Source organism: Chromobacterium sp. CV08 (genome assembly GCF_051129845.1).
Lineage (GTDB): Bacteria > Pseudomonadota > Gammaproteobacteria > Burkholderiales > Chromobacteriaceae > Chromobacterium.
Genome location: NZ_CP150453.1, coordinates 526759 through 549314 on the forward strand (window position 1 = coordinate 526759; position 22556 = coordinate 549314).

The following is a 22556-nucleotide window of genomic DNA, read 5'->3' on the forward strand; positions in this document are numbered from 1 at the left end:
CTGTCCGCTGGCATGCGCACTTGTTCGGAGTGGAAATATCAATGGCATAATGCGGCTTTTGCCCGAGGATCGCCATGCCGTCCTCGGCCTTGCTGAAAAGGCTTGTCGCATGCAGATTCGACAGATTCAAGCCGGCGACTTCGCCGCGCTTTCCGCGCAGATGGACGATTGGTGGGGCGGTCGTCCGGTGCGCCACCTGCTGCACCGCATCTATTTCGAACATTTCTCCGCCACCTGCTTCGCGGCGGTCGAGGGGGCTGTGGTGGTTGGCTTCCTGATCGGCTTCCGCTCCCAATCCCAGCCCGAGCAGGCTTACATCCATCTGGTCGGCGTGTCGCCGCTGGCGCGAGGCCGCGAAGTGGGGCGCAGTCTGTATCGCCGTTTCTTCGAGACGGTCGGCGCCTTCGGTTGTACCGAGGTGCGCGCGATCACCTCGCCAGGCAACGTCGGCTCCATCGCCTTCCATCAGCGGATGGGTTTCGAGTTGTTGCCCGGAGAGGGCGTGGTGGACGGCGTGCCGGTGGAGTACGACTACAGTGGTCCCGGCCAGCACCGGGTGCGGTTCCGCCTGTGGCTGGCGCGGGCGGCTGGCTGAGTTGCGGGGGACAGAACTTCAGGCGATTGCGTTTCGCCTTGCCGCTTGTGCCGGCGACAGCGTCGACACGTTTCTGTCCCATGACGGCCATGCGCTGGCGCTGGAACATCATCCCTGGCGCCGGGCGCTTGTCAGCGCCGAGCCGTGATTTCAATGGCATAATCCCGCTTTTGCCGAGAGCGCCCGATGTCCCGATTCGAGCTGGTGATTTTCGATTGCGACGGCGTGCTGGTGGACAGCGAGCGCATCACCAACGCCGTCTTCGCGCGCATGCTGAACGAGCTGGGCCTGCCGGTGACGCTGGACGACATGTTCGAGCGTTTCGTCGGCCTGGCCATGGCGCAGTGCCTGGCTCTGATCGCAGAAATGCTGGGCAAGGCGCCGCCGCCGGCCTTCGAGGCCGATTACCGCCGGCGCTGCCAGGCGGCGCTGGCGTCTGAGTTGAAGGCGGTGCCGGGCGTGCCGGCGATGTTGGACGCGCTGCCGCTGCCCTACTGCGTCGCCTCCAACGGCGGCCACGACAAGATGCGCGCCACGCTGAGGCTGACCGGCCTGTTGCCGCGCTGCGGGGGCCGGCTGTTCAGCGCGGCGGACGTGGCCGCGCCTAAGCCGGCGCCGGATGTGTTTCTGCACGCGGCGCGCAGCCTGGACGCCGATCCCGCCCGCTGCCTGGTGATAGAGGATACGCCGACCGGTGTGCGCGCCGGCGTCGCCGCCGGCATGACGGTGTGGGGCTATGCCGCGCTGACACCGTCGACCCGCCTGCTGGAGGCCGGGGCGGAGCGGGTGTTCGCCGACATGGCCGATCTGCCGGCGCGGCTGCGCGGGGCGCCTTGCCGATGATCTGTTCGCCGACGGCGAACTATCGCCATGCCGGCCTTGTCACAAGTCCCTTGTGCCACACGCGTTTGCCGTCGCCAGCCCGGGCGACTTCCGTTACCATGCAGCATTCCCCAACGAATCGGATCATGCCAAGCGTTTCCTTCATGCCGCCGCGTCCGTCCGCGCCTTGCCGCCGCTCCGCCCGGAGCCTGCGGCTGCTGGCGCTGGCCGGCTGCCTGCTGGCGGCGCAGGCGCGCGCCGGGCTGGACTACACGGTGGAGATAGACGCGCCGTCCAGGCTGGCGCAGTTGCTGCGCGACAATCTGGAGCTGGTCAGCGAGCAGAACGACCCCGACATCGACCAGGGCTGGCTGGACAGCATGATCAAGAGCGCGCCCGACGACGCGCGCAAGCTGCTGGAGACCGAGGGTTATTTCAAGGCCAAGGTGGAGGCGGCCGAGGATGCCGGCCACCGCGTGCGCATCGTGGTCAAACCCGGCGAGCCGGTGCTGATCGACGATGTCGTGATCCGGCTGAACGGCGACATCCGCCAAGAGAGCGATTACCAGCAAAGGCTGGCCCAGGTGCTGGAGGCGTGGTCGCTGCCTATCGGTGCGCCGTACCGGCAGGAAGATTGGGACGTCAGCAAGCGCGTGATCCTGCGCAAGGTGCAGGCCGACCGCTTTCCCAGGGCGCGCATCGCGAACAGCGAGGCGCGCATCGATCCGGCCAGCGGCCGCGCGACGCTGGAGGTCACGGTGGACAGCGGTCCGCTGATCCGTTTCGGCAAGGTCACCGTCAACGGCCTGAAGCGCTATCCGGAAAAGCTGGCGCTGGGCATGGCCGACTTCAACCCCGGCTCGCCGTACCAGCAGGACAAGCTCTTGGCCTACCAGTCGGCGCTGGACCAGTCGCCGCAATTCTCGTCGGTCATCGTCAGCGCCGATTTCGACCATATCGCCGACAACCGCGTGCCGGTGACGGTGGACGTGGTGGAGCTGCCGAAGAAGAAGCTGGAACTCGGCCTGATCTACGACTCCGAGGTCGGACCCGGCGTGCGCGTCGGCTACGACCACTACAATCTGTTCCGGCAGGGCTGGACCGGCTCGGCGCTGGTGGACTGGAAGCGCGAGCAGCAGACGGTCAGCTTCGGCCTGGGCTTCCCGCGCGGCACCGACGGCTATTCCCACTCGATCACCAGCTCGTTCAAATCGGAAACGGTGCAGGGCCTGAAGACCAATACCGTGGACGCCGGCGTCTGGCGCATCCGCAGCCGCGGCAATATCGAGGCGCGGATGGGGGTGGGGTTCCTGAAGGAAAGCGAGGAGGCCGGCGGCGTCATCTCACGCGACACCCACGTCACCCAGCTGGTCTACGGCTGGACCCAGCGCGCCGTCGACGACGCGATGCGGCCGCGCAACGGCTATCTGCTGGACGGCCAGCTGTCCGGCTCGATGGGCGCGCTGGCCTCGTCGACCTCGATGGTCCGCGCCTACGGCCGCGCGGTCGGCTATTGGTCGCCGTATCCGAAGTACGGCACCTTTGTCGCCCGGCTGGAGCTGGGCCAGGTCTGGGCGCGCGACGGCGCCGAGGTGCCGACCGCGCTGCTGTTCCGCGCCGGCGGCGCCAACAGCGTGCGCGGCTACGACTACCAGAGCCTGGGCTTGCCCGGTCCCAACGGTTCGGTGCTGGGCGGCCGCGTCGTGGCCACAGGCAGCGTCGAGTACCAGATCCCGATCAAGCCGGACTGGTATTTCGCGCTGTTCAGCGACATGGGCAACGCCGCCGACAGCTGGAAGGGTTTCCAGGCCATGCACGGCAACGGCGTCGGCGTGCGCTGGATGAGCCCGGTGGCGCCGTTGTCATTCGATATCGCCAAGGCCGACAGCGACGGCAAGATCCGCTGGAATCTCAGCCTGGGCCTGGCTTTCTAGACCGCTGCCTATCATGAGCGAAGACCTGAAACCGATTCCCGACCACCCGGCGCCAGAACAGGCTCCGCCGCCGCCGCGCCGCCGGGGGCGGCGCGTCCTCGCCGCGCTGGCCCTCGCCTTGGCGCTGCTGCTGGCGGCGCTGGGCTGGCTCGGCGCCAGCTCGGCCGGCTTCGCCTGGGCGCTGCGGACGGCGGCCGAACTGAGCGGCGGCCGGCTGGCCGTCGGCGCGACCGAGGGCTCGCTGTGGCGCGGCTTCGCGCTGCGCGACATCCGCGTCCGCGGCGGCGCCGACGATGTGGACATCGAATCGCTGCGGCTGGCCTGGCGACCGGCGGCGCTGTGGCGCGGCGAACTGGCGATAGACCGCCTGGCCATCGGCCATGTGCGGGTGTTGAGCCGGCCGCAGCCGGAGTCGCCGAGCGCGCCGCCGCAGGCGCCGGCCTCGCTGGCCCTGCCGCTGAAGGTCAGCGTGGCCGAGTTGTCGCTGGCCAGCCTGACGCTGGAGCCGGCCCATATCAGCCTGTACCGGCTCAGCGCCGGCTACCGCTACGACGGCGCCAGCCACCGCGTCGAGCTGCGCCGGCTGGACACGCCGTGGGGCGGCGCGCGCGCCGGCCTGAACCTGGCCGCGGCATCGCCGTTCGCCCTGTCCGGCCAGCTGATGGCCAGCGGCGAGCTGGAGCAGGTGGCGGTGAAGGCGCGGCTGGACCTGAGCGGCAATCTGCTGAAACCGGCCTTCTCCGGCCAGATGGACGGCCAGGGCCTCAGCGTCGACGTGACCGGCGCGCTCAGGCCGTTCGAGGCCAGCGCCTTCAACCGGCTGGCGCGGCTGGACGCCCGCGTCGGCAACATCAATCCGCAGGCCATCCTGCCCGGCTGGCCCAAGGGGCGGCTGAGCTTCGCGGTGTTCGCCGAGCCGGACGCCGGCCAGCGCATCAAGGGCGGTCTGACCCTGGTCAATACCGAGCCGGGACCGTTGTCGGCGCAGAAGCTGCCGTTGTCGCTGCTGGTCGGCCAGTTCCGCAGCGACGGCCAGGCGCTGGAGTTGTACGATAGCCGCGCCGAGCTGGCCGGCGGCCACATCGGCCTTGCCGGCGAGCTGAAGCCGGACCGCGTCAAGCTGGCGCTGGATCTGAGCCAGCTGGCGTTGCGCCAGTTGCACGCCGAGGCGCCGGACGACGTCATCGGCGGCCGCATCGGCATCGACGGATCGCTGGCCGAGCCGCATTTTTCCGCCCAGCTGAAGGGCAAGCTGCTGCAGGCCGACGCGCAGGCCGAGCTGGTCGGCGGCAAGCAGCCGGCGCTGCAGCTGAGGAAGCTGGAGCTGTCGGCCGGCGGCGGCGCGGTCAGCGTCAACGGCAAGCTGGGCCTGTCGGGCCGCCAGTTGTTCGAATTGAACGGCAAGCTCAGCCGCGCCGACCCGTCGCGGCTGCGCGACAGTCTGCCGAAGGGCGATCTGAACGCGACGCTGAAAATGGCCGGCCAGCTGGCCGAGCCCATCGAGGTCGGCGCCAAGCTGCAGTTCGCGCCCAGCCGCCTGTCCGGCGCGCCGCTGTCCGGCAACGCCAATGTGCTGCTGGACGCCAGGCGGCTGAAGCAGCTGATGCTGGACCTGAAGCTGGCCGACAACCGCCTGCAGGCCAGCGGCAGCTACGGCGTCGCCGGCGACAAGCTGAAGCTGGCGATCAGCGCGCCCAATCTTTCCTTGCTGGGACCGGGTTTCGCCGGCGCCGTGCGCGGCCAGGGCGAGCTGGCCGGCGTGCCGGCGGCGCCGTTGCTGGACGCCAGGCTGCAAGCCGACCGCTTGCGGCTGCCGGGCGGCGTGGCCCTGCAGTCCTTGCAATTCGCCGGCAATATCAAGGCCGACCAGGCCAGCCCGTTCCGGCTGAGCCTGGACGTGGCGGCGCTGCAGGCCGGCGGTCTGCGCGCCGAGCAGCTGCACGCCAGCGCCGGCGGGACCCGCGCCCGCCACGATCTGCAGTTGGACGGCCGCTTCCACCTGAACGATCAGGCCTATCGGCTGCAACTGGCCGCCGGCGGCGGCCTGACGCCGAGCAAGGGCTGGCAGGGCAGCGTGCGGCAGCTGGAACTGTCCGGCAAGCCGGCGCTGAGCCTGCTGGCGCCGGCGGCGCTGGCGATAGGCGCCGACGGCCAGCTGAAGCTGGGCGCGACCCGGCTGGCGCTGCTGGGCGGCAATCTGAATCTGGACGATCTGACGCGGCAGACCGGCGGCGCGCTCAGCGGCCGCGGCAACGCCCGCGGCCTGAAGCTGGCCGAGCTGGGCCCGTGGCTGAAGCTGCCGGTCGAGCAGAACCTGCAGTTCGACGCCGACTGGAGCCTGAGCCCGGCCGGCAGCGGGCAGCTGGCGGTGTGGCGCAGCGGCGGCGACGTGCAGCTGCCGTTGGAGAACGGACGCCGCGCGATGCTGGGCCTGAAGACGGCCAGGGTCGAGTTGCGCCTCGACGGCCGGCAACTGGCTTTCGACGTCAATCTGGACAGCCGCTTCGCCCAGGCCCAGGGTCAGGGCAGCCTGCCGTGGAACGGCGGCCATATCGACGGCCGCACGCCGCTGGCCGGCAGCCTGCGCGCCAGCCTGCCGGCGCTGTCCACCTTCGCCGAGCTGGCCGGACCGGGCCTGGAGCTGGGCGGCCAGCTGTCGGCCAGCCTGGAGCTCAGCGGTCCGTTGGCGGCGCCGCAGGCGCTGGGCCAGATACGCGGCGGGCAGCTGAAGCTGGCCGACCGCCGCACCGGCATCACGCTGGCCGACGGCAGCCTGGCGGCGCGGGTAGACGGCCGCCGGCTGACCTTGCAGCAACTGCGTTTCGTCAGCGGCCAGGGCGACGTCAATGCCAGCGGCTCGCTGGATCTCAGCGGCATCCAGCCCGATGCGCGCGTCACGGTGGCCTTGCAGCGCTTCAGCGTGTTCGACAAGCCCAACCGCCGGCTGGTGGTGTCAGGCCAGAGCGAACTCGCCTTCGTCGGCGGCAAGCTGTCGCTGAGCGGACGGATACGCGCGGACCAGGGCCGCGTCGGCCTGCCTAAGCAGGGGGCGCCGGATCTGGGTCCCGACGTCGTCGTCGTCGGCCGCCCGGCGACCGAGCCGTCGGCCTTCGCCAGCATGCCGCTGACGGTGGCGCTGGATCTCGACCTGGGCGAGCGCTTCCGCTTCTCGGGCCAGGGCCTGAACGTCGAGCTGTCCGGCCTGGTCCATGTCAGCGCCAATCCGGGCGAGGCGCCGGCGGCCAAGGGCCAGGTCAAGGTGGATCGCGGCCGCTACAAGGCCTACGGCCAGGACCTGGACATCACTTTCGGCGCCATCACCTTCAACGGCCCGCTCGACAATCCCTTGCTGAACGTGCAGGCCAAGCGGCGGCTGTCCCCGGTCGGCGCCGGCGTCGAGGTCAGCGGCTCGGTGGCCGCGCCCAAGGTCAGGCTGATCACCGACGAGCCGATGTCGGACAAGGACAAGCTGGCCTGGCTGGTGCTGGGCCGGCCGGCCAGCGGCGACCGGGACAACAGCGACCTGGCGGCCTCGGCCGGCATGATGCTGGCCGGCTCGCTGAACGACCACCTCGGCCTGTTCGACGATCTGGGCGTGTCCAGCCGCAAGGAGAGGACGCTGGCCAACGGCACCGTCAGCCCGGCGGAGCAGGTGGTGACGGTGGGGCGCCAGCTGACGCGCGAGCTCTACCTCGGTTACGAATACGGCATCACCAGCGCCGACCAGGCGGTCAAGCTCGCCTACCAGCTGTCCAAGGGCTGGTCGGTGATTCTGCGCGCCGGCACCGCGATGTCGGCCGAGTCGCGCTACACCCTGCGTTTCGATTAAGCGCCGCCGTCCCGGGCGGGACGGCGGCATGACCGGCGCCGCCGCGCCATATTGCTATGTTTATATAGCTATGTAAGAATAGCAAAATGAACGAGACGATTTCCACCGCCGAAGCCACCCGGCTGCGGCAACAGCTGATGACCATGGTGCGCCGGCTGCGCCGCCAGGCCAGCCAGGACACGCTGCCGTTCGGCCTGTTGGCGGTGCTGGGCGCGATAGACCGCGCCGGCGGCGACATCACGCCGACCGAGCTGGCGCGCAAGGAGAATATGCGCTCCTCCAACCTGGCCAGCGCATTGCGCGAGCTGGCCGCCGCCGAGCTGATACGACGCCATTCCGATCCGCGCGACGGCCGCCGCGTCCGCGTCGGCCTGACCGAGGCCGGCCAGGCCGTGTTGCGCCGCAACCGCCAGCTGCGCGACGGCTGGCTGCAACGAGGCCTGCAGCAGCTGAGCGCCGACGAGCGCGCCGCGCTGCTGCTGGCCGGCGACGTGCTGGAGCGGCTGGCCGCGATGGAATGAGTTCCGCCCCCTATCCGCCCGTAAAGGAACAAGCATGAAAACCGCACTGCTGACGCTGGACTACATCAACGACATCGTCGCGCCGCAAGGGCGCATCGCCCGCTGCGCCGGTCACGTCGCCGAGCGCGGCGCGCTGGCCGCCGCCAACCGCGGCATCGCGCTGGCGCGCGAGCGGCAGTGGCTGGTGATACACGTCAAGGTGGGCTTTTCACCGTCCTATGTCGAAATGCCGCAAGGCTCGCCGATATTCAGCCGCGCCGGCCAGTTCCAGGCGCTGAACCTGCAGGGGGACGGCACCGCCTTCCATCCGGAGCTGGACGTGCGCGCCGAGGACGCCGTCGTGGTCAAGCACCGCGTCAGCCCGTTCTACGCCACCGCGCTGGAGGCGGTGCTGCGCGCGCACGGCATAGAACGGCTGGTGGTCGCCGGCGTCAGCAGCACCTGGGCGGTACAGGCGGCGGCGCGCGACGCGCATGACCGCGATTACCGCGTCGTGGTGCTGGAGCCGGCCTGCGCGGCCGCCGACGAGGACGAGCACCGCGCGTCGATGCGGCAGCTGGCGGCGATCGCCGACATCGTGTCGCAGGAGCAGCTGGAAGCGCTGTGATGGCCGCGCTGCGCCGGTTGTGGGCCGAACACTGCGACGCCTATCTGGCCGCGCGGGTGTCGGCGCTGATCCTGCCGGCGCTGCTGGCGGCGCTGGCCGGCGGCGGCGAGGCGGCATTGCAGGGCGGCATGCTGGCGGTGTGCTGCCTGATGGCGATGGAGCGCGGCCGGCTGGGCCGACGAGGCGCCGCGGTCCAGGCCGGCCTGGCGCTGTCGGGCTGTCTGGTCCTGGCCGGGCTGTGGCGCTGGCCGGCCGCCTTCGCGCTGGCCTGCGGCGCGGCCGCCGAGGTCGGGGGCCGGATGGGGGCGCGGCAGGCGCGCTGGCGCTCCGCCGCCAATTTCACTTTCATTCCGGCGCTCTATCTCGGTTGCGAGGCGGCGCGGCCGGGCGGACCCGGCGTCGGCGAATGGCTGTCGGCGATGCCGTGGCTGGCGGCCGGCGCGCTGGCCGCCTGGCTGCTGCACGCGCGGGCCGGGCGCTGCGACGCGCCGCCGGACAAGCCGGGCGCCGCGCCGCGGACCGGCGTCGCCTTCGTCTGCGTCGGCCTGCTGGCCTGGCTGGCCGCGCATTTCCAGCTGTCCTGCGGCCAATGGCTGGTCTGGTCCGGCGCCAGCGTCTGCGTCGGCGGCCTGTCCGCGATACGCGACAAGTGCTGGCAGCGTTGCAGCGGCGCCCTGATCGGCGTGCCGGCCGGCATGCTGCTGGCGCTTGCGCTGAGCCCGTCTCCCGAATGGTTGATGTCGCTGGGCGCGGCGGCGATGCTGACGCTGGCCTTGTTCCGCGCCTATCGGCCCGGTTTCGCCGCGCGCAGCGCGCTGGCGGCCGCCCATCTGAGCCTGATAGGCGGAGCCGCGGCGCTGCGCCTGTTCGATGTCGGCCTGGCGGCGGCGCTGGTGCTGGCGGTGCTGGCCGTCGGCCAGTGGCTGGCGGCGCGTTAGCGGACGTTCAGGCCGGCTCCGCCTGCTGTTCCTCCAGCCGCCGCGTCATCATGTCCTCGGCCAGCGGCGATCCCAACAGATAGCCCTGCATCGCCTCGCAGCCCAGGCCCTTCAGGAAGCGCTGCTGGCCCTCGCTCTCGACGCCCTCGGCCAGCGTCTCCATGCCCAGCGCGCCGGCCAGGTGGACGATGGCGCTGACGATGGCGGCGTTCTCCTCGTCGCCGGGCAGATCGCTGATGAAGGAGCGGTCTATCTTCACCGTGTCCGGCGCGAAGCGCTTCAGATAGGCCAGGCTGGAATAGCCGGTGCCGAAGTCGTCGACCGACAGCCTGACGCCCATCGCCTTGATCACCGCCAGCTGGCGCGAGGCGAGGTCGGCGTCCGACATCAGCGTGCTCTCGGTCACCTCCAGCTCCAGGCAGTGGCCCGGCAGCGCGTGCTTCTGCAAGGCGTCGCGGACGTCGTCGATGAAGTCGTGGCGCATCAGCTGGTGGGCGGAGACATTGACGGCGACGCGTATCGGCCCGAGGCCGGCCCGCAGCCAGCGGCTGGCCTGCTCGCAGGCCTGGTTCAGCACCCAGCGGCCCAGCGGCACGATCAGGCCGGTGTCCTCGGCCACCGGGATGAAGCGGCTCGGCATGATCAGTCCCTCGTCCGGGTCGCGCCAGCGCAGCAGCGCCTCGCAGCCCAGCAGCCGCTGTCCGGCCATGTCGTATTGCGGCTGGTAGACCAGGTACAGCTGCTCCTGCTCCATCGCCCGCCGCAGCCGGTTTTCCATCAGCAGCCGCTCGGCCACCTGGGCGTTCATCTCGCGGGCGTAGAAGCGGAAAGTGTTGCGGCCGTGCGCCTTGGCGTGATACATCGCCAGGTCTGCGTTCATCAGCAGCGTCTGGATGTCGCTGCCGTCGTCCGGCATCAGGCTGATGCCTATGCTGCAGCCGACCACCAGCGCATGCTCGCCGATCTGGAACGGCTGCTGCATCGTGCGCAGGATGCGTTCGGCGATCTGCGCCGCCTCGCCGGGCTGGTTGATCGCCGGCAGGATCAGCACGAACTCGTCGCCGCCGGTGCGGCCGACGGTGTCCAGGCCGCGCACCGAGCCGGCCAGCCGCCGCGCCACTTCCTTCAACAGTTCGTCGCCGGCGCTGTGGCCCAGCGTGTCGTTGATGTTCTTGAAATGATCCAGATCGACGAAGAGCACCGCCAGCTGGTTGTGCTGCAGCTCGGCCTGGCGTATCGCCTGGTGCAGCCTGTCGTTGACCAGCACGCGGTTCGGCAGGTCGGTCAGCGCGTCGTATTCGGCCATGTGCTGCACCCGCGCCTCCTGCTCCTTGCGCTCGGAGATGTCGGTGAACAGCGCGACGAAGTGGCTGACGGCGCCCTGGGCGTCCTGCAGCACGCTGATATTGACCCAGCAGGGGAAGTGCTCGCCGTTCTTGCGCTGGTTCCAGATTTCGCCGGCCCACTGGCCGCGCTGGCCCAGCGCCAGCCACATCTGCTGGAAGAAGGCCGGATCGTGGCGGCCGGAATACAGCAGCGACGGCTTGCGGCCCAGCACCTCGTCTTCGGCGTAGCCGGTGATGTGGCAGAAGGCGCGGTTGACGGTCAGGATGCGGTTGTCCGGGTCCGAGATCAGTATCGCCTCGTTGCTGGATTCGAAGACCTGGGCCGCCAGCCTCAGCTGGCGCTCGGTCTGGCGGCGGCCGCTGATGTCGCGCGCGGTCGCGCACAGATAGCGCTCGCCCTCGTATTGCAGCTGGTTGACGGTGACCTCGAGGTAGCGTTCGGCCTCGGCCTCGCCGTGGCGGATCTCGAAAGTCAGCGGGAAGGCGCCGGGCGGGTGCAGAAACAGCTTCGGCGCCAGTCCGGGCAATTGCCTCAGCGCCAGATTGCAGTACACCATCTCGCCGCGGCGGTTCTGCAGCGCCACCAGGTCGGTGGCGTTGTCGATCATGAAGTGGCTGAGCCTCAGCTCGCGCGCCTGTTCCTTCAGCGACAGATGGCTCTGCGCCAGATCGCGCTGATAGCGCCGCACCAGCGCGCCGACCCATCGCACGAAATACCAGCAGAACAAGCCGGCGCACAGCATCGCCACCAGCGTCATGCCCAGCGTGGTGACGATGCGCTCGGCCAGCCGGCCGCGCAGCCGCTGCGCGGCGCGCAGGCCGTCGTCCTGTATCGCCTGCACCCGCAGGCTGGTGACCAGCGTCCAGTCCCAGCCAGGCAGCTGCCTGGCGTAGGCGAGGTAGGATTCGGCGGGCAGGCCGGCCTCGTCCTGGCGGCTGTATTCGACGAAGCCGCCGCGCCGGCCCTGCTGGATCAGCTGCAGCATGCGCGCGCGCTCGGCAGCCGGCAGCGTGCGGTAGGAGCGGCCCACCAGAGACGGCCGCCCCGGCGACAGCCGGATGATGCCCTGGCGGTCTATGATGGTCATCTCGCCGCCGCCCGGCGACAGCCGCATCCGCGCCAGCGTGTCCAGGCCCTGCTGCTGCAATGCGGCCTCGACGTTGCTGATGTATTCGCCGCTTCCTATCAGCCAGCGGTAATGGGGGAAGCGGCGGGCATAGGTGATCTTGTCGTCCATCTGCGCGCTGCCGGGCAGGTACCAGCGGTAGGAGGAGAAGCCGCGGCCGTCGGCGCCGGCCACCGAGTCGAGCAGGTTCTGCATGATGCGCCGGCCGCGGTCGTCGCGATTGTCCAGCAGCGACCGTCCCTCGCGCTCCGGCGCCGTCGGCAGCAGCACGCAGCGGCCGTCGAGCGTGTCGATGAAGAAATAGCCGCGGCCGTCGAAATAGCGCAGCGGGCGCAGGGCCTCGACGATCAGCCGCCGCGTCCTCTCCGGCCCCAGCCTGGCATGCTCGCGGCGCCAGATGGCTTCGGCCAGGCTCCAGGCCTGGTCCACCTGTTCGCGCAGCTGGTGGCGCATGGTGTCGTTGGTCCGCTCGCGCAGTGCCGCCAGCAGCAGCGCGGCGTGGTCGGTGTAGCCTTGCAGGCTGTCGCGCGCGCGGGCGGCGGCCTCTTGCTCGATGTTTTGTCGTCCCGACTGGAAGTCGTGCCAGCTCATCATCAGAAAATAGCTGGCCAGCGTGAGGGCCAGCGCAAACACGATGGCCAGGGTGCCGAACAGCTGCAAGCGCGACAGCCTGGCTTGGTTCAACTCCATCACGGTCTCGGGACTTCGAAAAGGGATGATCAGTATACGGGATTATCCTGAATGTCATGAAAAATTGTCGGGCAGGGCCATCGGATTTCCGTTAAAATCGCGCCCGGAAGTCAGTCAGACAATCGCCGCGCCCGCGAGGGCGGGGAGGAAAGTCCGGGCTCCGCAGAGCAGGATGCCGGCTAACGGCCGGGCGCCGAGAGGCGACGGAAAGTGGAACAGAGAGCGGAACCGCCGATGGCCGGACCGGCCGACCGCAAGGTCGATCGGTCTTCATCCGGTCTGGGCAACCAGGCCGGACGGCACAGGCAAGGGTGAAAAGGTGTACCGGGAGGCGAGAGCCGGCCCGGACGGGCGGGGCAACCCGCTCGCGGTAAGAGCGCACCGCGGACGTGGCGACACGGACGGCAGGCTAAACCCCATCCGGAGCAAGACCAAATAGGGGGGCGCTAACGTGGCTCGCGTTGTCCCCGGGTAGGTTGCTTGAGCCTGTCGGCAACGGCAGGCCTAGAGGAATGATTGTCCAACGACAGAACCCGGCTTATCGACTGACTTCCACTTCTTCCCGCCGATTATTCCCGGCTATCGGCGCTGCCTAAAAAATAAGCAAAAAATTTTCCCTGCCGCAGCGAATCGCTATACAATACCGACCCTTCCCAGCCATTACCCGTAATTTATTTGTCATGCAGATAGGACCGTACCAACTGAAAAACCGGCTGATCGTCGCACCGATGGCCGGGGTGACGGACAGGCCGTTCCGCATGCTGTGCAAACGGCTGGGGGCCGGAATGGCGGTGTCGGAGATGATCACCGCCAACAAGGCGCTGTGGACCACGACGAAGACGCTGCGACGGGCCGACCACGAGGGCGAGGTCGAACCCATCGTCGTGCAGATCGCCGGCGGCGAACCGGGGATGCTGGCCGAGGCGGCCCGGCTCAATGTCGAGCACGGCGCGCAGATCATAGACATCAATATGGGGTGTCCGGCGAAGAAGGTGTGCAATGTGGCGGCGGGCTCGGCGCTGCTGCGCGACCTGGACAACGTCGGCCGCATCCTGGAGGCGGTGGTGAAGGCGGTGGACGTGCCGGTGACGCTGAAGACCCGCACCGGCTGGAGCCGCGAGCTGAAGACGGCGTTGACGGTGGCGAAGATGGCCGAAGAGGCCGGCATCGCCGCGCTGGCGCTGCACGGCCGCACCCGCGAGGACATGTACCGCGGCGAGGCCGAGTACGACACGATACGCGCCGTCAAGCAGGCGGTGTCGATCCCGGTGGTGGCCAACGGCGACATCGATTCACCGGCCAAGGCGCGCAGCGTCCTGGAGTACACCGGAGCCGACGCCATCATGATAGGCCGCGCGGCGCAGGGCCGGCCGTGGATCTTCCGCGAGATCCAGCACTACCTGGAGACCGGCGAGATGCTGCCGCCGCCGACCGTCGGCGAGATCCGCGAGCTGATGCTGGGCCATCTGGACGAGCTGTACCGTTTCTACGGCGAGTATTCGGGCTGCCGCATCGCCCGCAAGCACATCGCCTGGTATACGAAGGGGCTGGCCGGCGGCAACGCCTTCCGCCAGCAGATGTACAAGCTGGAAAGCACCGACGAGCAGCGGCGGGCGGTCGGCGAGTATTTCGGCCTGCTGGGCGGAGTGGATGATCGTCTAAGCTACGTAGTCGAGGATGAGGACAGGATGGACGGCGGCGGCGAAGCCGGCGCCGAGGGAGAGGCAGGCTGCGCCTGACGCGCGCCGGCTTTCCGGGGACCGAAGATATCTGGACACCAAATAACAATATGCAAAACAACGATCACATCTCGCAGTCGGTGAGGCTGGCGATGGAGCAGTATTTCCGCGACCTGGACGGCGAGGCGCCGTCGGCGATCTACGACATGGTGCTCGCCTGTGTCGAGAAGCCGTTGCTGGAGGTGGTGCTGATACACACGCAGGGCAACCAGACCAGGGCGGCGGAGTTGCTGGGATTGAACCGCAACACGCTGCGCAAGAAGATGAAGTCGTATGATTTGATTTGAAGATAACCGGCCACACCGTAACAGGGTGGCCGGTTTTTTTTGTGTTTATCCATAGCCAAAGCGGTAGAGAAACATGACCAAGATCGAACGAGCGCTGATCAGCGTGTCCGACAAGAACGGTGTGCTGGAATTCGCCAGGGAGCTGTCCGCCCTGGGCGTGCACATCCTGTCCACCGGCGGTACCGCCAAGCTGCTGCTGGAAGCCGGCCTGCCGGTGACCGAGGTGTCCGATTACACCGGCTTCCCGGAAATGCTGGACGGCCGCGTCAAGACGCTGCATCCTAAGGTGCATGGCGGCATCCTGGGCCGCCGCGACCTGCCCGAGCACGTCGCCACCATGGCCGAACACGGCATCGGCAACATCGATCTGGTCTGCGTCAACCTCTACCCGTTCGAAGCCACCATCGCCAATCCGGACTGTTTGCTGGAGGATGCGATCGAGAACATCGACATCGGCGGCCCGACCATGGTGCGCTCCGCCGCCAAGAACTGGGCCCACGTCGCCATCGTCACCGACAGCGCCGATTACCCGGCGCTGGCGGCCGAGCTGAAAGCCAACGGCGGCAAGCTGGCCAAAGTCACCCGCTTCGAGCTGGCCAAGAAGGCCTTCACCCACACCGCCGCCTACGACGGCGCGATCTCCAACTATCTGACCAGCCTGGCCGACGGCGTCGTGGCCGGCAAGCCGGAACGCGTCGCCTTCCCGAACCGTCTGAACGCCCAGTTCGTCAAGGTGCAGGACATGCGCTACGGCGAGAACCCGCATCAGGCCGCCGCCTTCTACCGCGACCTCGATCCGGCCGCCGGCAGCATCGCCCACTACCGGCAGCTGCAGGGCAAGGAACTGTCGTACAACAACATCGCCGACGCCGACGCCGCCTGGGAGGCGGTGAAGACCTTCGAGCAGACCGCCTGCGTCATCGTCAAGCACGCCAATCCGTGCGGCGTCGCCGTCGGTCCGGACACGCTCGCCGCCTACAAGCTGGCCTTCGCCACCGACACCACCAGCGCCTTCGGCGGCATCATCGCCTTCAACCGTCCGGTGGACGCGGCGACGGTCGAGGCCGTGACCGGCCAGTTCCTGGAAGTGCTGATCGCCCCGGCCTTCAGCGACGAGGCCAGGGCGCTGATCGCGGCGAAGAAGAACGTCCGCGTGCTGGAGATCCCGCTGGAAGCCGGCGCCAACCGCTTCGAGCTGAAGCGCGTCGGCGGCGGCGTGCTGGTGCAGACGCCGGACATCCGCAATGTGGGCCTGGACGAGCTGCGCGTGGTCAGCAAGCGCCAGCCGACGCCGCAGGAGATGTCGGACCTGCTGTTCGCCTGGCGCGTGGCCAAGTTCGTCAAGTCCAACGCCATCGTGTTCTGCAAGGATGGCCAGACCGCCGGCATCGGCGCCGGCCAGATGAGCCGCGTCGACTCCACCCGCATCGCCGCGCGAAAGGCACAGGACGCCGGGCTCAGCCTCGCCGGCGCGGTGGCGGCGTCGGACGCCTTCTTCCCGTTCCGCGACGGCATAGACGTGATCGCCGAGCAGGGCATCAAGGCCATCATCCAGCCGGGCGGCTCGATGCGCGACGAGGAGGTCTTCGCCGCCGCCGACGAGCACGGCATCGCGCTGGTATTGACCGGCGTGCGCCATTTCCGCCACTGAGCGGGCCTCGATTCGCCGCCGCGCCGCCGGCGCGGCGGTAATGAAACCGACTTGGCGCTATGCTATTCAAGTAGGCGCCAACCGACGGCGGCGGCCCAGCGGCCCCGTCCGTCCAGAATAGGATAAGAACCCGATGAAAGTTCTCGTGATCGGCTCCGGCGGCCGCGAGCACGCGCTGGCCTGGCGCATCGCCAAATCGAAGCGCGTGTCCAAGGTGTTTGTCGCGCCGGGCAACGCCGGAACCGCGCTGGATGCGAATCTGAGCAATATCCCCGCCAACGGCGTGGCCGAGTGGCTGGCCTTCGCCAGGGAGGAGAAGATAGACCTGACCGTCGTCGGCCCCGAGGCGCCGCTGGCCGCCGGCGTCGTCGACGCCTTCCGCAACGAGGGCCTGAAGGTGTTCGGTCCGACGCAGTACTGCGCGCAGCTGGAAAGCTCCAAGGACTTCGCCAAGGCCTTCATGCAGCGCCACGGCATCCCGACCGCCGGCTACCAGACCTTCACCGACGCCGCCGCCGCGCACGCCTACGTCGACGGCAAGGGCGCGCCCATCGTGATCAAGGCCGACGGCCTGGCCGCCGGCAAGGGCGTGGTGGTGGCGATGACGCTGGGCGAGGCGCATGCCGCCATCGACGACATGCTGCTGGGCAACAAGATGGGCGAGGCCGGCAGCCGCGTCGTGATCGAGGATTTCCTCGTCGGCGAGGAGGCCAGCTTCATCGTGATGGTGGACGGCGAGCATGTGCTGCCGATGGCCACCAGCCAGGACCACAAGCGGCTGCTGGACAACGACCAGGGGCCGAACACCGGTGGCATGGGCGCCTACAGCCCGGCGCCGGTGGTGACGCCGGCGGTGCACAACCGCGTAATGCGCGAAATCATCCAGCCGGTGGTGCAGGGCATGAAGAAGGACGGCCATCCGTACACCGGCTTCCTGTACGCCGGCCTGATGATAGACGACGACGGCCATCCCAGGGTGATCGAGTTCAACTGCCGCTTCGGCGATCCGGAAACCCAGCCCATCATGGCGCGGCTGAAGACCGACTTCACCGTGCTGCTGGAGGCCGGCGTCAACGCCAGGCTCGACAAGGTGGAGGCCGAGTGGGACCGCCGCGTCGCGCTGGGCGTGGTGCTGGCCGCCGCCGGCTATCCCGACGCGCCGAGAAAGGGCGACGTCGTGCACGGCATTCCGGCGGAGAGCGACGACGGCATCGTCTTCCATGCCGGCACGGTCCTGGACGAGCAGCAGCAGTTGCGAAGCAGCGGCGGCCGCGTCCTGTGCGCGGTGGGACTGGGCGACAGCGTCAGGATGGCGCAGGGCAAGGCCTACCAGCTGGCCGACGCCATCGAGTTCGCCGGCAAGCAGTATCGCCGCGACATCGGCGCGCGCGCGATAGGCCGCAAGCACTGAGGCGGGACCCGCTTGAGGGCAAAACGGCGCCATCGGCGCCGTTTTGCTTTGGACAGGCTTTTCCCGCCGCCCCTACAATGTGGGCCATCAAGCGACGACAAACGGGAAAGCACGATGATTCTGGTAACGGGCGGCGCCGGCTACATCGGCAGCCATACTTGCGTGAAATTGCTGGAAGCCGGCCATGAGCTGGTGGTGCTGGACAATCTGTGCAACAGCAAGGAAGAGGCGCTGCGCCGGGTGCAGAAACTGGCCGGCAGGACGCTGACTTTCATCAACGGCGACATCCGCGACGAGGCGGCGCTGAACGAGGCCTTCGGCCATCCCGTCCAGACTGTCATCCATTTCGCCGGTCTGAAGGCGGTCGGCGAGTCGGTGGCCAAGCCGCTGGAGTATTACGAGAACAATGTCGGCGGCACGCTGGCGCTGCTGCGCGCGATGAAGCGCCATGGCGTGAACCGGCTGGTGTTCAGCTCCTCCGCCACCGTCTACGGCAATCCGGCCAGCACGCCGATCACCGAGGATTTCCCGCTGTCGGCCACCAATCCCTACGGCCGCAGCAAGCTGATCGTCGAGGACATGCTGCGCGATTTCGCCAAGGCGGAGCCGGACTGGCGCATCGCGCTGCTGCGCTATTTCAACCCGATAGGCGCGCACGAAAGCGGCGACATCGGCGAAGACCCGAACGGCATGCCCAATAATCTGATGCCCTTCATCACCCAGGTGGCCAGCGGCCAGCGGCCCCGGCTGCAGGTGTTCGGCGACGACTACCCGACGCATGACGGCACCGGCGTGCGCGACTACATCCACGTCGAGGACCTGGCCGCCGGGCATCTGAAGGCGGTGGAGGCGCTGGCGCGGCAGGCCGGCCTGTTGACGGCGAACCTGGGCACCGGCAAGGGCTATTCGGTGCTGGACATGGTGAAGACCTTCGAGCGGGTCAACCAGGTGGCGGTGCCGCACGAGATCGTCGCGCGCCGTCCCGGCGACGTCGCCGAATGCTGGGCCGATCCGGCCGCCGCCGAGCGGCTGCTGGGCTGGACGGCCCAGAAGGGGCTGGAGGAGATGTGCCGCGACAGCTGGCGCTGGCAGAGCCGGAATCCGGCCGGTTATCCGTGAGCGCGGGCCGGGCGCCGGTTTTTATGGAAAATTGACGCGGACGGGCGCTTTTTCAGCGGGGTCTTGATGCCGGCGGCGCTACAGTGCGGGGTGTGGAGCGATTCCGTAACCCGATCCGGAGCGATGAAGCCATGTCCGCATTGATGACCGATCAGGGCCTGCCGGCCGACCCGGAGCCTGGAAGCCGCAGCCGGCTGCTGCGCTTCCTGAGCCATGAGAAACGTTGCTGGTGCCGCCTGGCCTATTGGCTGAGACAGTTCGGCGCCGATGCCGGCGCGCCGCCGCGTTGCTATGCCTGGCGCCCGGCGCCGGAAGACCCGCCGGAAGACCACGAAGACCTGTTGTTGCATTGATCGTCGTTCGACGCCGGAGTCGGATGACCTTCCGACCCCGATTCCGGCGCCCGCATTTCCCGCCCCGCGCCGTTGCCGCTACAATGGCCGCTTCCGTTTATTCTCAAGAGTTGGCCGATTCATCATGAAGTCCGGTTCCGGTCCGTTGCCGCGCCTGCCCGGCAGCCGTCTGCAGCAGCGTGCCCGCAAACAGCTGCGCGTCGGCGGCGTCGTCGCCTACGCCACCGAATCCTGCTATGGCCTGGGCTGCCGTCCGCTGGACAGCCGCGCGATACGGCGGGTGCTGGCGATCAAGGCGCGGCCCAATCACAAGGGACTGATCGTCATCGCCGCCGATTTCTCGCAGATCCGCCACCTGGTCAAGCCGCTGCCGGCGGCGCAGCGCGCGGAACTGGCGCGCTACTGGCCGGGTCCATATACCTTTTTGCTGCCGGCGTCGCGGCGGGTGCCCCCGGCCCTGCGCGGCCGGCACAGCAAGATCGCGGTGCGGGTGACGGCGCACGGCGAGGCGGCGGCCCTGTGCCGGGCGCTCGGCACGGCGCTGGTGTCCACCTCGGCCAACCGCGCCGGGCAGAAGTCGCTGAAGACCGCGCGGGCCTGTCGCCAGGCTTTCGACAACAAGGTGTTGACCTTGCCCGGCCGCATCGGCAAACGGCGCAAGCCGTCGACCATCATCGATCTGGAAAGCGGCCGCGTTTTGCGCTAGGCCGCATGTGAACCTGAGGAAAAAGACGTGCAACAGATTTCTTTCATCAGCTTGATCCTGAACGCCAGCCTGATGGTGCAGCTGGTGATGGCCGGACTGGCGCTGACCTCGCTGCTGTCGTGGGCGCTGATCTTCAACAAGGTGGCGGTGCTGCGTTCGGCCAAGCGCCACAGCGAGGAGTTCGAGCGCAATTTCTGGGGCGGCGCCGATCTGAACCGGCTGTACGAGGACGTCTGCCGCCGCAGCGACACCGCCGGCATGGAGCGCATCTTCCAGTCCGGCTTCGCCGAATTCCTGAAGCTGCGCGGCCGTAACGGCGCCGAGCTGTCCGACATCATGGACGGCTCGCGCCGGGCGATGCGGGCGGCGGCGCAGCGAGAGCTGGACGCGCTGGACAGCCATACCTCCTTCCTGGCCACGGTCGGCTCGGTCAGCCCCTATATCGGCCTGTTCGGCACGGTATGGGGCATCATGCACGCCTTCATCGGTCTGGGGAACGCCGGCCAGGCCACGCTGAGCACGGTGGCGCCCGGCATCGCCGAGGCGCTGGTGGCCACCGCCATCGGCCTGTTCGCGGCGATTCCGGCCGTCGTCGCCTACAACCGCTTCGCGACCGACGTCGATCGTCTGGCCACGCGCTTCGACACCTATATGGAAGAGTTCTCCAACATCCTGCAGCGCTTGGTGACCCGTTAAGAGACTTGCCGTTTCGGCTTGCATACGGCATGGTTCCGGTTCGTAATCCACGGACTGAGCCATGCCTTTTTCACGCCTCGCGCCGCTTACGCTGGCCGCTTTCCTCGCCCTCTATTTCGTCTGGGGGTCCACCTATCTGGTCATACGCATAGGCGTCGAGTCCTGGCCGCCGCTGTTGATGGCCGGCATGCGTTTTCTGCTGGCCGGCAGCCTGGTGCTGGTCTATCTCGCGTGGCGGCGGACGCCGTGGCCGAACGCGCGCCAGCTGGGCGGCGCGGCGCTGCTGGGCGTGCTGATGCCGGCGATAGGCAATGGCCTGGTGACGATGGCCGAGCGCGAGGTGTCGTCCGGCGTGGCGGCGCTGGTGATCGCGACGGTGCCGCTGTTCACCTTGCTGTTCGCCCGCCTGTTCGGCCACAAGTCGCGACCGCTGGAATGGGCCGGCATGGCGCTGGGCGTGGTCGGCATCGTGCTGCTGAACCTGGGTTCCAGCCTGCGCGCCAGTCCGGAGGGCGCGCTGCTGCTGCTGCTGGCCTCGGCCGGCTGGGCGCTGGGCTCGGCCTGGAGCAAGAGGCTGCCGCAGCCGTCCGGCGCGATGGGCAGCGCCTGGACGATGATCTTCGGCGGCCTGGCGCTGATCGCCTCCAGCTGGGTCGTCGGCGAGCGGCTGGCGGCGTGGCCCGGCGCCGAGGGCTGGGCCGCGCTGCTGTATCTGACGGTGTTCGGCTCGATGATAGGCTACAGCGCCTATCTGTATCTGCTGAAGACGGTGTCGGCGGCGGCGGCGACCAGCTACGCCTACGTCAATCCGGTGATCGCCGTGCTGCTGGGCGCGGTGTTCCTGGGCGAGCAGGTCGGCGTGCACGAAATGCTGGCCATGGTGGTCATCGTCACGGCGGTGGTGTTGATCAGCTGGCGGCGCTGAGACGAGAAAAACGCCGCGGGGCGGCGTTTTTCTGACGACGGGACGGTGATCAGACCGGCTGCCACAGCGAAGGCTGGCTGGACGGCGTCCAGCCGGCGCCGGCCCAGGCGGTGTGCGGTTGCAGGCAGCGGTACTGCCGGCCCTGGTAGCTGACCACCTGGCCCTGGCTGTACTTCGCGCCTTCCTTCCAGGTGTCGCCGGCGGGCGGCGTCGTGCCGCCGTCGCCCTTCTTCAGGTCCACCGTGTAGTGGTAGCCCTTGTAGCTGTCGTTCAGATAGACGCGGTTGGCGGTGGCGTCGCGGACCGGCGCGATGGTGACGGCGCGTTGCTGCTGGCTCATCACGCCGATGCGGATGGACTTGGACGCGGCGTTGACCTTGAGCGCCAGTTCGTACGGCCAGTTGGCGGCCTGGCCGGCGACGGCGTTCAGCGCGACGCTGTGCTTCTCGGCGTCGCGGCCCTGGCCGTCGAACACGCGCAGCGTGGCGCTGCTGCCGGCCGGCAGGTTTTCGCGCGCGGCGACATTGCCTATCTCCTTCCACGGATTGGCCATCGGCGGCGGTTCCGACGGGGTGCTGCCGTTGCCGAAGCGGACGTCGGAGCATGAATAGAACGCCTCCTCGCTGTCGGCGCGCTTCCAGACATTGAAGATGATGTGCTGGCCGGTCTTGCCGGTCGGCAGCTTCATCGTCATGTGGTAGCGCTTGTTGGCGTCCATCTGCGGATTGCCGTTGACGGTGCCGAACAGCTCCAGATCGGACCATTTCAGCGGCATCGCCGGATTCCAGCCGTTCCGGGTGACGTAGAACTTGAAGTACTTGGTGGCGTGCGGCGCGGTGGCGTTGTAGATGAATTCGAAATTGCCGTTGGCGTCCGGCACGATGCTGGTCGTGCGCCAGTCGCTGCGGGCCAGGTTGAAGCCTTTGAACTCGGCCTTGCCGCCGCCGCACAGCGTGCCGTCCGGCACCACCGCCTGGTGGTTGTCGCCGGAGGGATTCTGGTTGATGCCGTTCCAGTCGTACATCGCCTGGGTGCCGCCGACGCGTTTGGCTTCCTGGCAGGCGGCCGTCTTCGGCGCCTCCGGCCCCTCCTGGAAGCAACTGTAGACGCGGTTGATCGGTACCTCCATCGTGCCGTGGGCCCATAGCGGGGCGCTCAGGCAGCTCAGAGTCAGGGTGATGGGAAGATGCCAATGCCGTTTCATGTGGACTCCTCTTTGCTAGTGGTATGCAAGCGCATCATCAACCGAATTGGGCAATG

General features: G+C 68.5%; 18 protein-coding genes and 1 other RNA gene. 17 read left to right on the top strand and 2 right to left on the bottom strand.

What is annotated here, in order from left to right; translation table 11 throughout:
• Positions 1 to 109: 109 nt before the first annotated feature.
• The 7 genes from WNM05_RS02550 (at position 110) to WNM05_RS02580 (ending at position 9246) form a co-directional block, all read left to right on the top strand.
• A complete protein-coding gene (locus tag WNM05_RS02550) occupies positions 110 to 595 on the top strand; it encodes a GNAT family N-acetyltransferase (protein WP_434632233.1) in 486 nt (161 codons plus the stop codon).
• 186 nt (positions 596 to 781) lie between these two features.
• Positions 782 to 1438, top strand: coding sequence for an HAD family hydrolase (locus WNM05_RS02555; RefSeq protein ID WP_434632235.1), 657 nt, complete (start codon positions 782 to 784; stop codon positions 1436 to 1438).
• A gap of 125 nt (positions 1439 to 1563) precedes the next feature.
• Complete coding sequence (locus WNM05_RS02560) at positions 1564 to 3351, top strand: autotransporter assembly complex protein TamA (RefSeq protein WP_434632237.1); 1788 nt, start codon at positions 1564 to 1566, stop codon at positions 3349 to 3351.
• A 13-nt stretch (positions 3352 to 3364) separates the two neighbouring features.
• On the top strand, positions 3365 to 7180 hold the full coding sequence (locus tag WNM05_RS02565; protein WP_434632239.1) for a translocation/assembly module TamB domain-containing protein: 3816 nt from the start codon (positions 3365 to 3367) through the stop codon (positions 7178 to 7180).
• An 86-nt stretch (positions 7181 to 7266) separates the two neighbouring features.
• Positions 7267 to 7701, top strand: a complete 435-nt coding sequence (locus WNM05_RS02570; RefSeq protein ID WP_434632240.1) for a MarR family winged helix-turn-helix transcriptional regulator — start codon at positions 7267 to 7269, stop codon at positions 7699 to 7701.
• Positions 7702 to 7735: 34 nt separating this feature from the next.
• The gene (locus WNM05_RS02575; RefSeq protein ID WP_434632242.1) at positions 7736 to 8308 is read left to right on the top strand and encodes a cysteine hydrolase family protein; all 573 of its coding nucleotides are present in this window, start codon (positions 7736 to 7738) and stop codon (positions 8306 to 8308) included.
• Positions 8308 to 9246: an FUSC family protein gene (locus WNM05_RS02580; protein WP_434632243.1), complete on the top strand. Its 939-nt coding sequence runs from the start codon at positions 8308 to 8310 to the stop codon at positions 9244 to 9246. The genes WNM05_RS02575 and WNM05_RS02580 overlap by 1 nt, the downstream gene beginning before the upstream one ends.
• 7 nt (positions 9247 to 9253) lie before the next feature.
• On the opposite strand, the gene WNM05_RS02585 is transcribed toward WNM05_RS02580, so the two are convergent.
• Positions 9254 to 12409 carry a bifunctional diguanylate cyclase/phosphodiesterase gene (locus WNM05_RS02585; protein ID WP_434632245.1) on the bottom strand — a complete coding sequence of 1052 codons (3156 nt, stop codon included), beginning with the start codon at positions 12407 to 12409 and terminating at the stop codon, positions 9254 to 9256.
• 106 nt (positions 12410 to 12515) lie between these two features.
• Between WNM05_RS02585 and rnpB the strand changes: the two genes are divergently transcribed.
• From rnpB to yedA, 10 genes are all read left to right on the top strand, one after another.
• Positions 12516 to 12966, top strand: an RNA gene (rnpB, locus tag WNM05_RS02590) — RNase P RNA component class A.
• 123 nt (positions 12967 to 13089) lie between these two features.
• Entirely contained in the window at positions 13090 to 14148 is a 1059-nt protein-coding gene (gene dusB, locus WNM05_RS02595) for a tRNA dihydrouridine synthase DusB (RefSeq protein WP_434632246.1), read from the top strand.
• Between the two features lie 50 nt (positions 14149 to 14198).
• Positions 14199 to 14435: a helix-turn-helix domain-containing protein gene (locus WNM05_RS02600; protein ID WP_011134100.1), complete on the top strand. Its 237-nt coding sequence runs from the start codon at positions 14199 to 14201 to the stop codon at positions 14433 to 14435.
• 73 nt (positions 14436 to 14508) lie between these two features.
• Positions 14509 to 16086 (top strand): bifunctional phosphoribosylaminoimidazolecarboxamide formyltransferase/IMP cyclohydrolase, encoded by a 1578-nt coding sequence (purH, locus tag WNM05_RS02605; RefSeq protein WP_434632248.1) that lies wholly within the window; start codon positions 14509 to 14511, stop codon positions 16084 to 16086.
• 133 nt (positions 16087 to 16219) lie between these two features.
• Positions 16220 to 17497, top strand: coding sequence for a phosphoribosylamine--glycine ligase (purD, locus tag WNM05_RS02610; protein WP_434632250.1), 1278 nt, complete (start codon positions 16220 to 16222; stop codon positions 17495 to 17497).
• Positions 17498 to 17611: 114 nt separating this feature from the next.
• Positions 17612 to 18616: a UDP-glucose 4-epimerase GalE gene (gene galE, locus WNM05_RS02615; RefSeq protein ID WP_434632251.1), complete on the top strand. Its 1005-nt coding sequence runs from the start codon at positions 17612 to 17614 to the stop codon at positions 18614 to 18616.
• A 131-nt stretch (positions 18617 to 18747) separates the two neighbouring features.
• Complete coding sequence (locus WNM05_RS02620) at positions 18748 to 18969, top strand: hypothetical protein (RefSeq protein WP_434632253.1); 222 nt, start codon at positions 18748 to 18750, stop codon at positions 18967 to 18969.
• Positions 18970 to 19093: 124 nt separating this feature from the next.
• Positions 19094 to 19675 (top strand): L-threonylcarbamoyladenylate synthase, encoded by a 582-nt coding sequence (locus tag WNM05_RS02625; RefSeq protein WP_434632254.1) that lies wholly within the window; start codon positions 19094 to 19096, stop codon positions 19673 to 19675.
• A gap of 27 nt (positions 19676 to 19702) precedes the next feature.
• The gene (gene tolQ, locus WNM05_RS02630; protein ID WP_101710426.1) at positions 19703 to 20371 is read left to right on the top strand and encodes a protein TolQ; all 669 of its coding nucleotides are present in this window, start codon (positions 19703 to 19705) and stop codon (positions 20369 to 20371) included.
• Between the two features lie 61 nt (positions 20372 to 20432).
• Positions 20433 to 21296: a drug/metabolite exporter YedA gene (yedA, locus tag WNM05_RS02635; RefSeq protein ID WP_434632256.1), complete on the top strand. Its 864-nt coding sequence runs from the start codon at positions 20433 to 20435 to the stop codon at positions 21294 to 21296.
• 49 nt (positions 21297 to 21345) lie between these two features.
• On the opposite strand, the gene WNM05_RS02640 is transcribed toward yedA, so the two are convergent.
• Positions 21346 to 22500 (bottom strand): lytic polysaccharide monooxygenase, encoded by a 1155-nt coding sequence (locus WNM05_RS02640; RefSeq protein ID WP_434632258.1) that lies wholly within the window; start codon positions 22498 to 22500, stop codon positions 21346 to 21348.
• Positions 22501 to 22556: the final 56 nt, after the last annotated feature.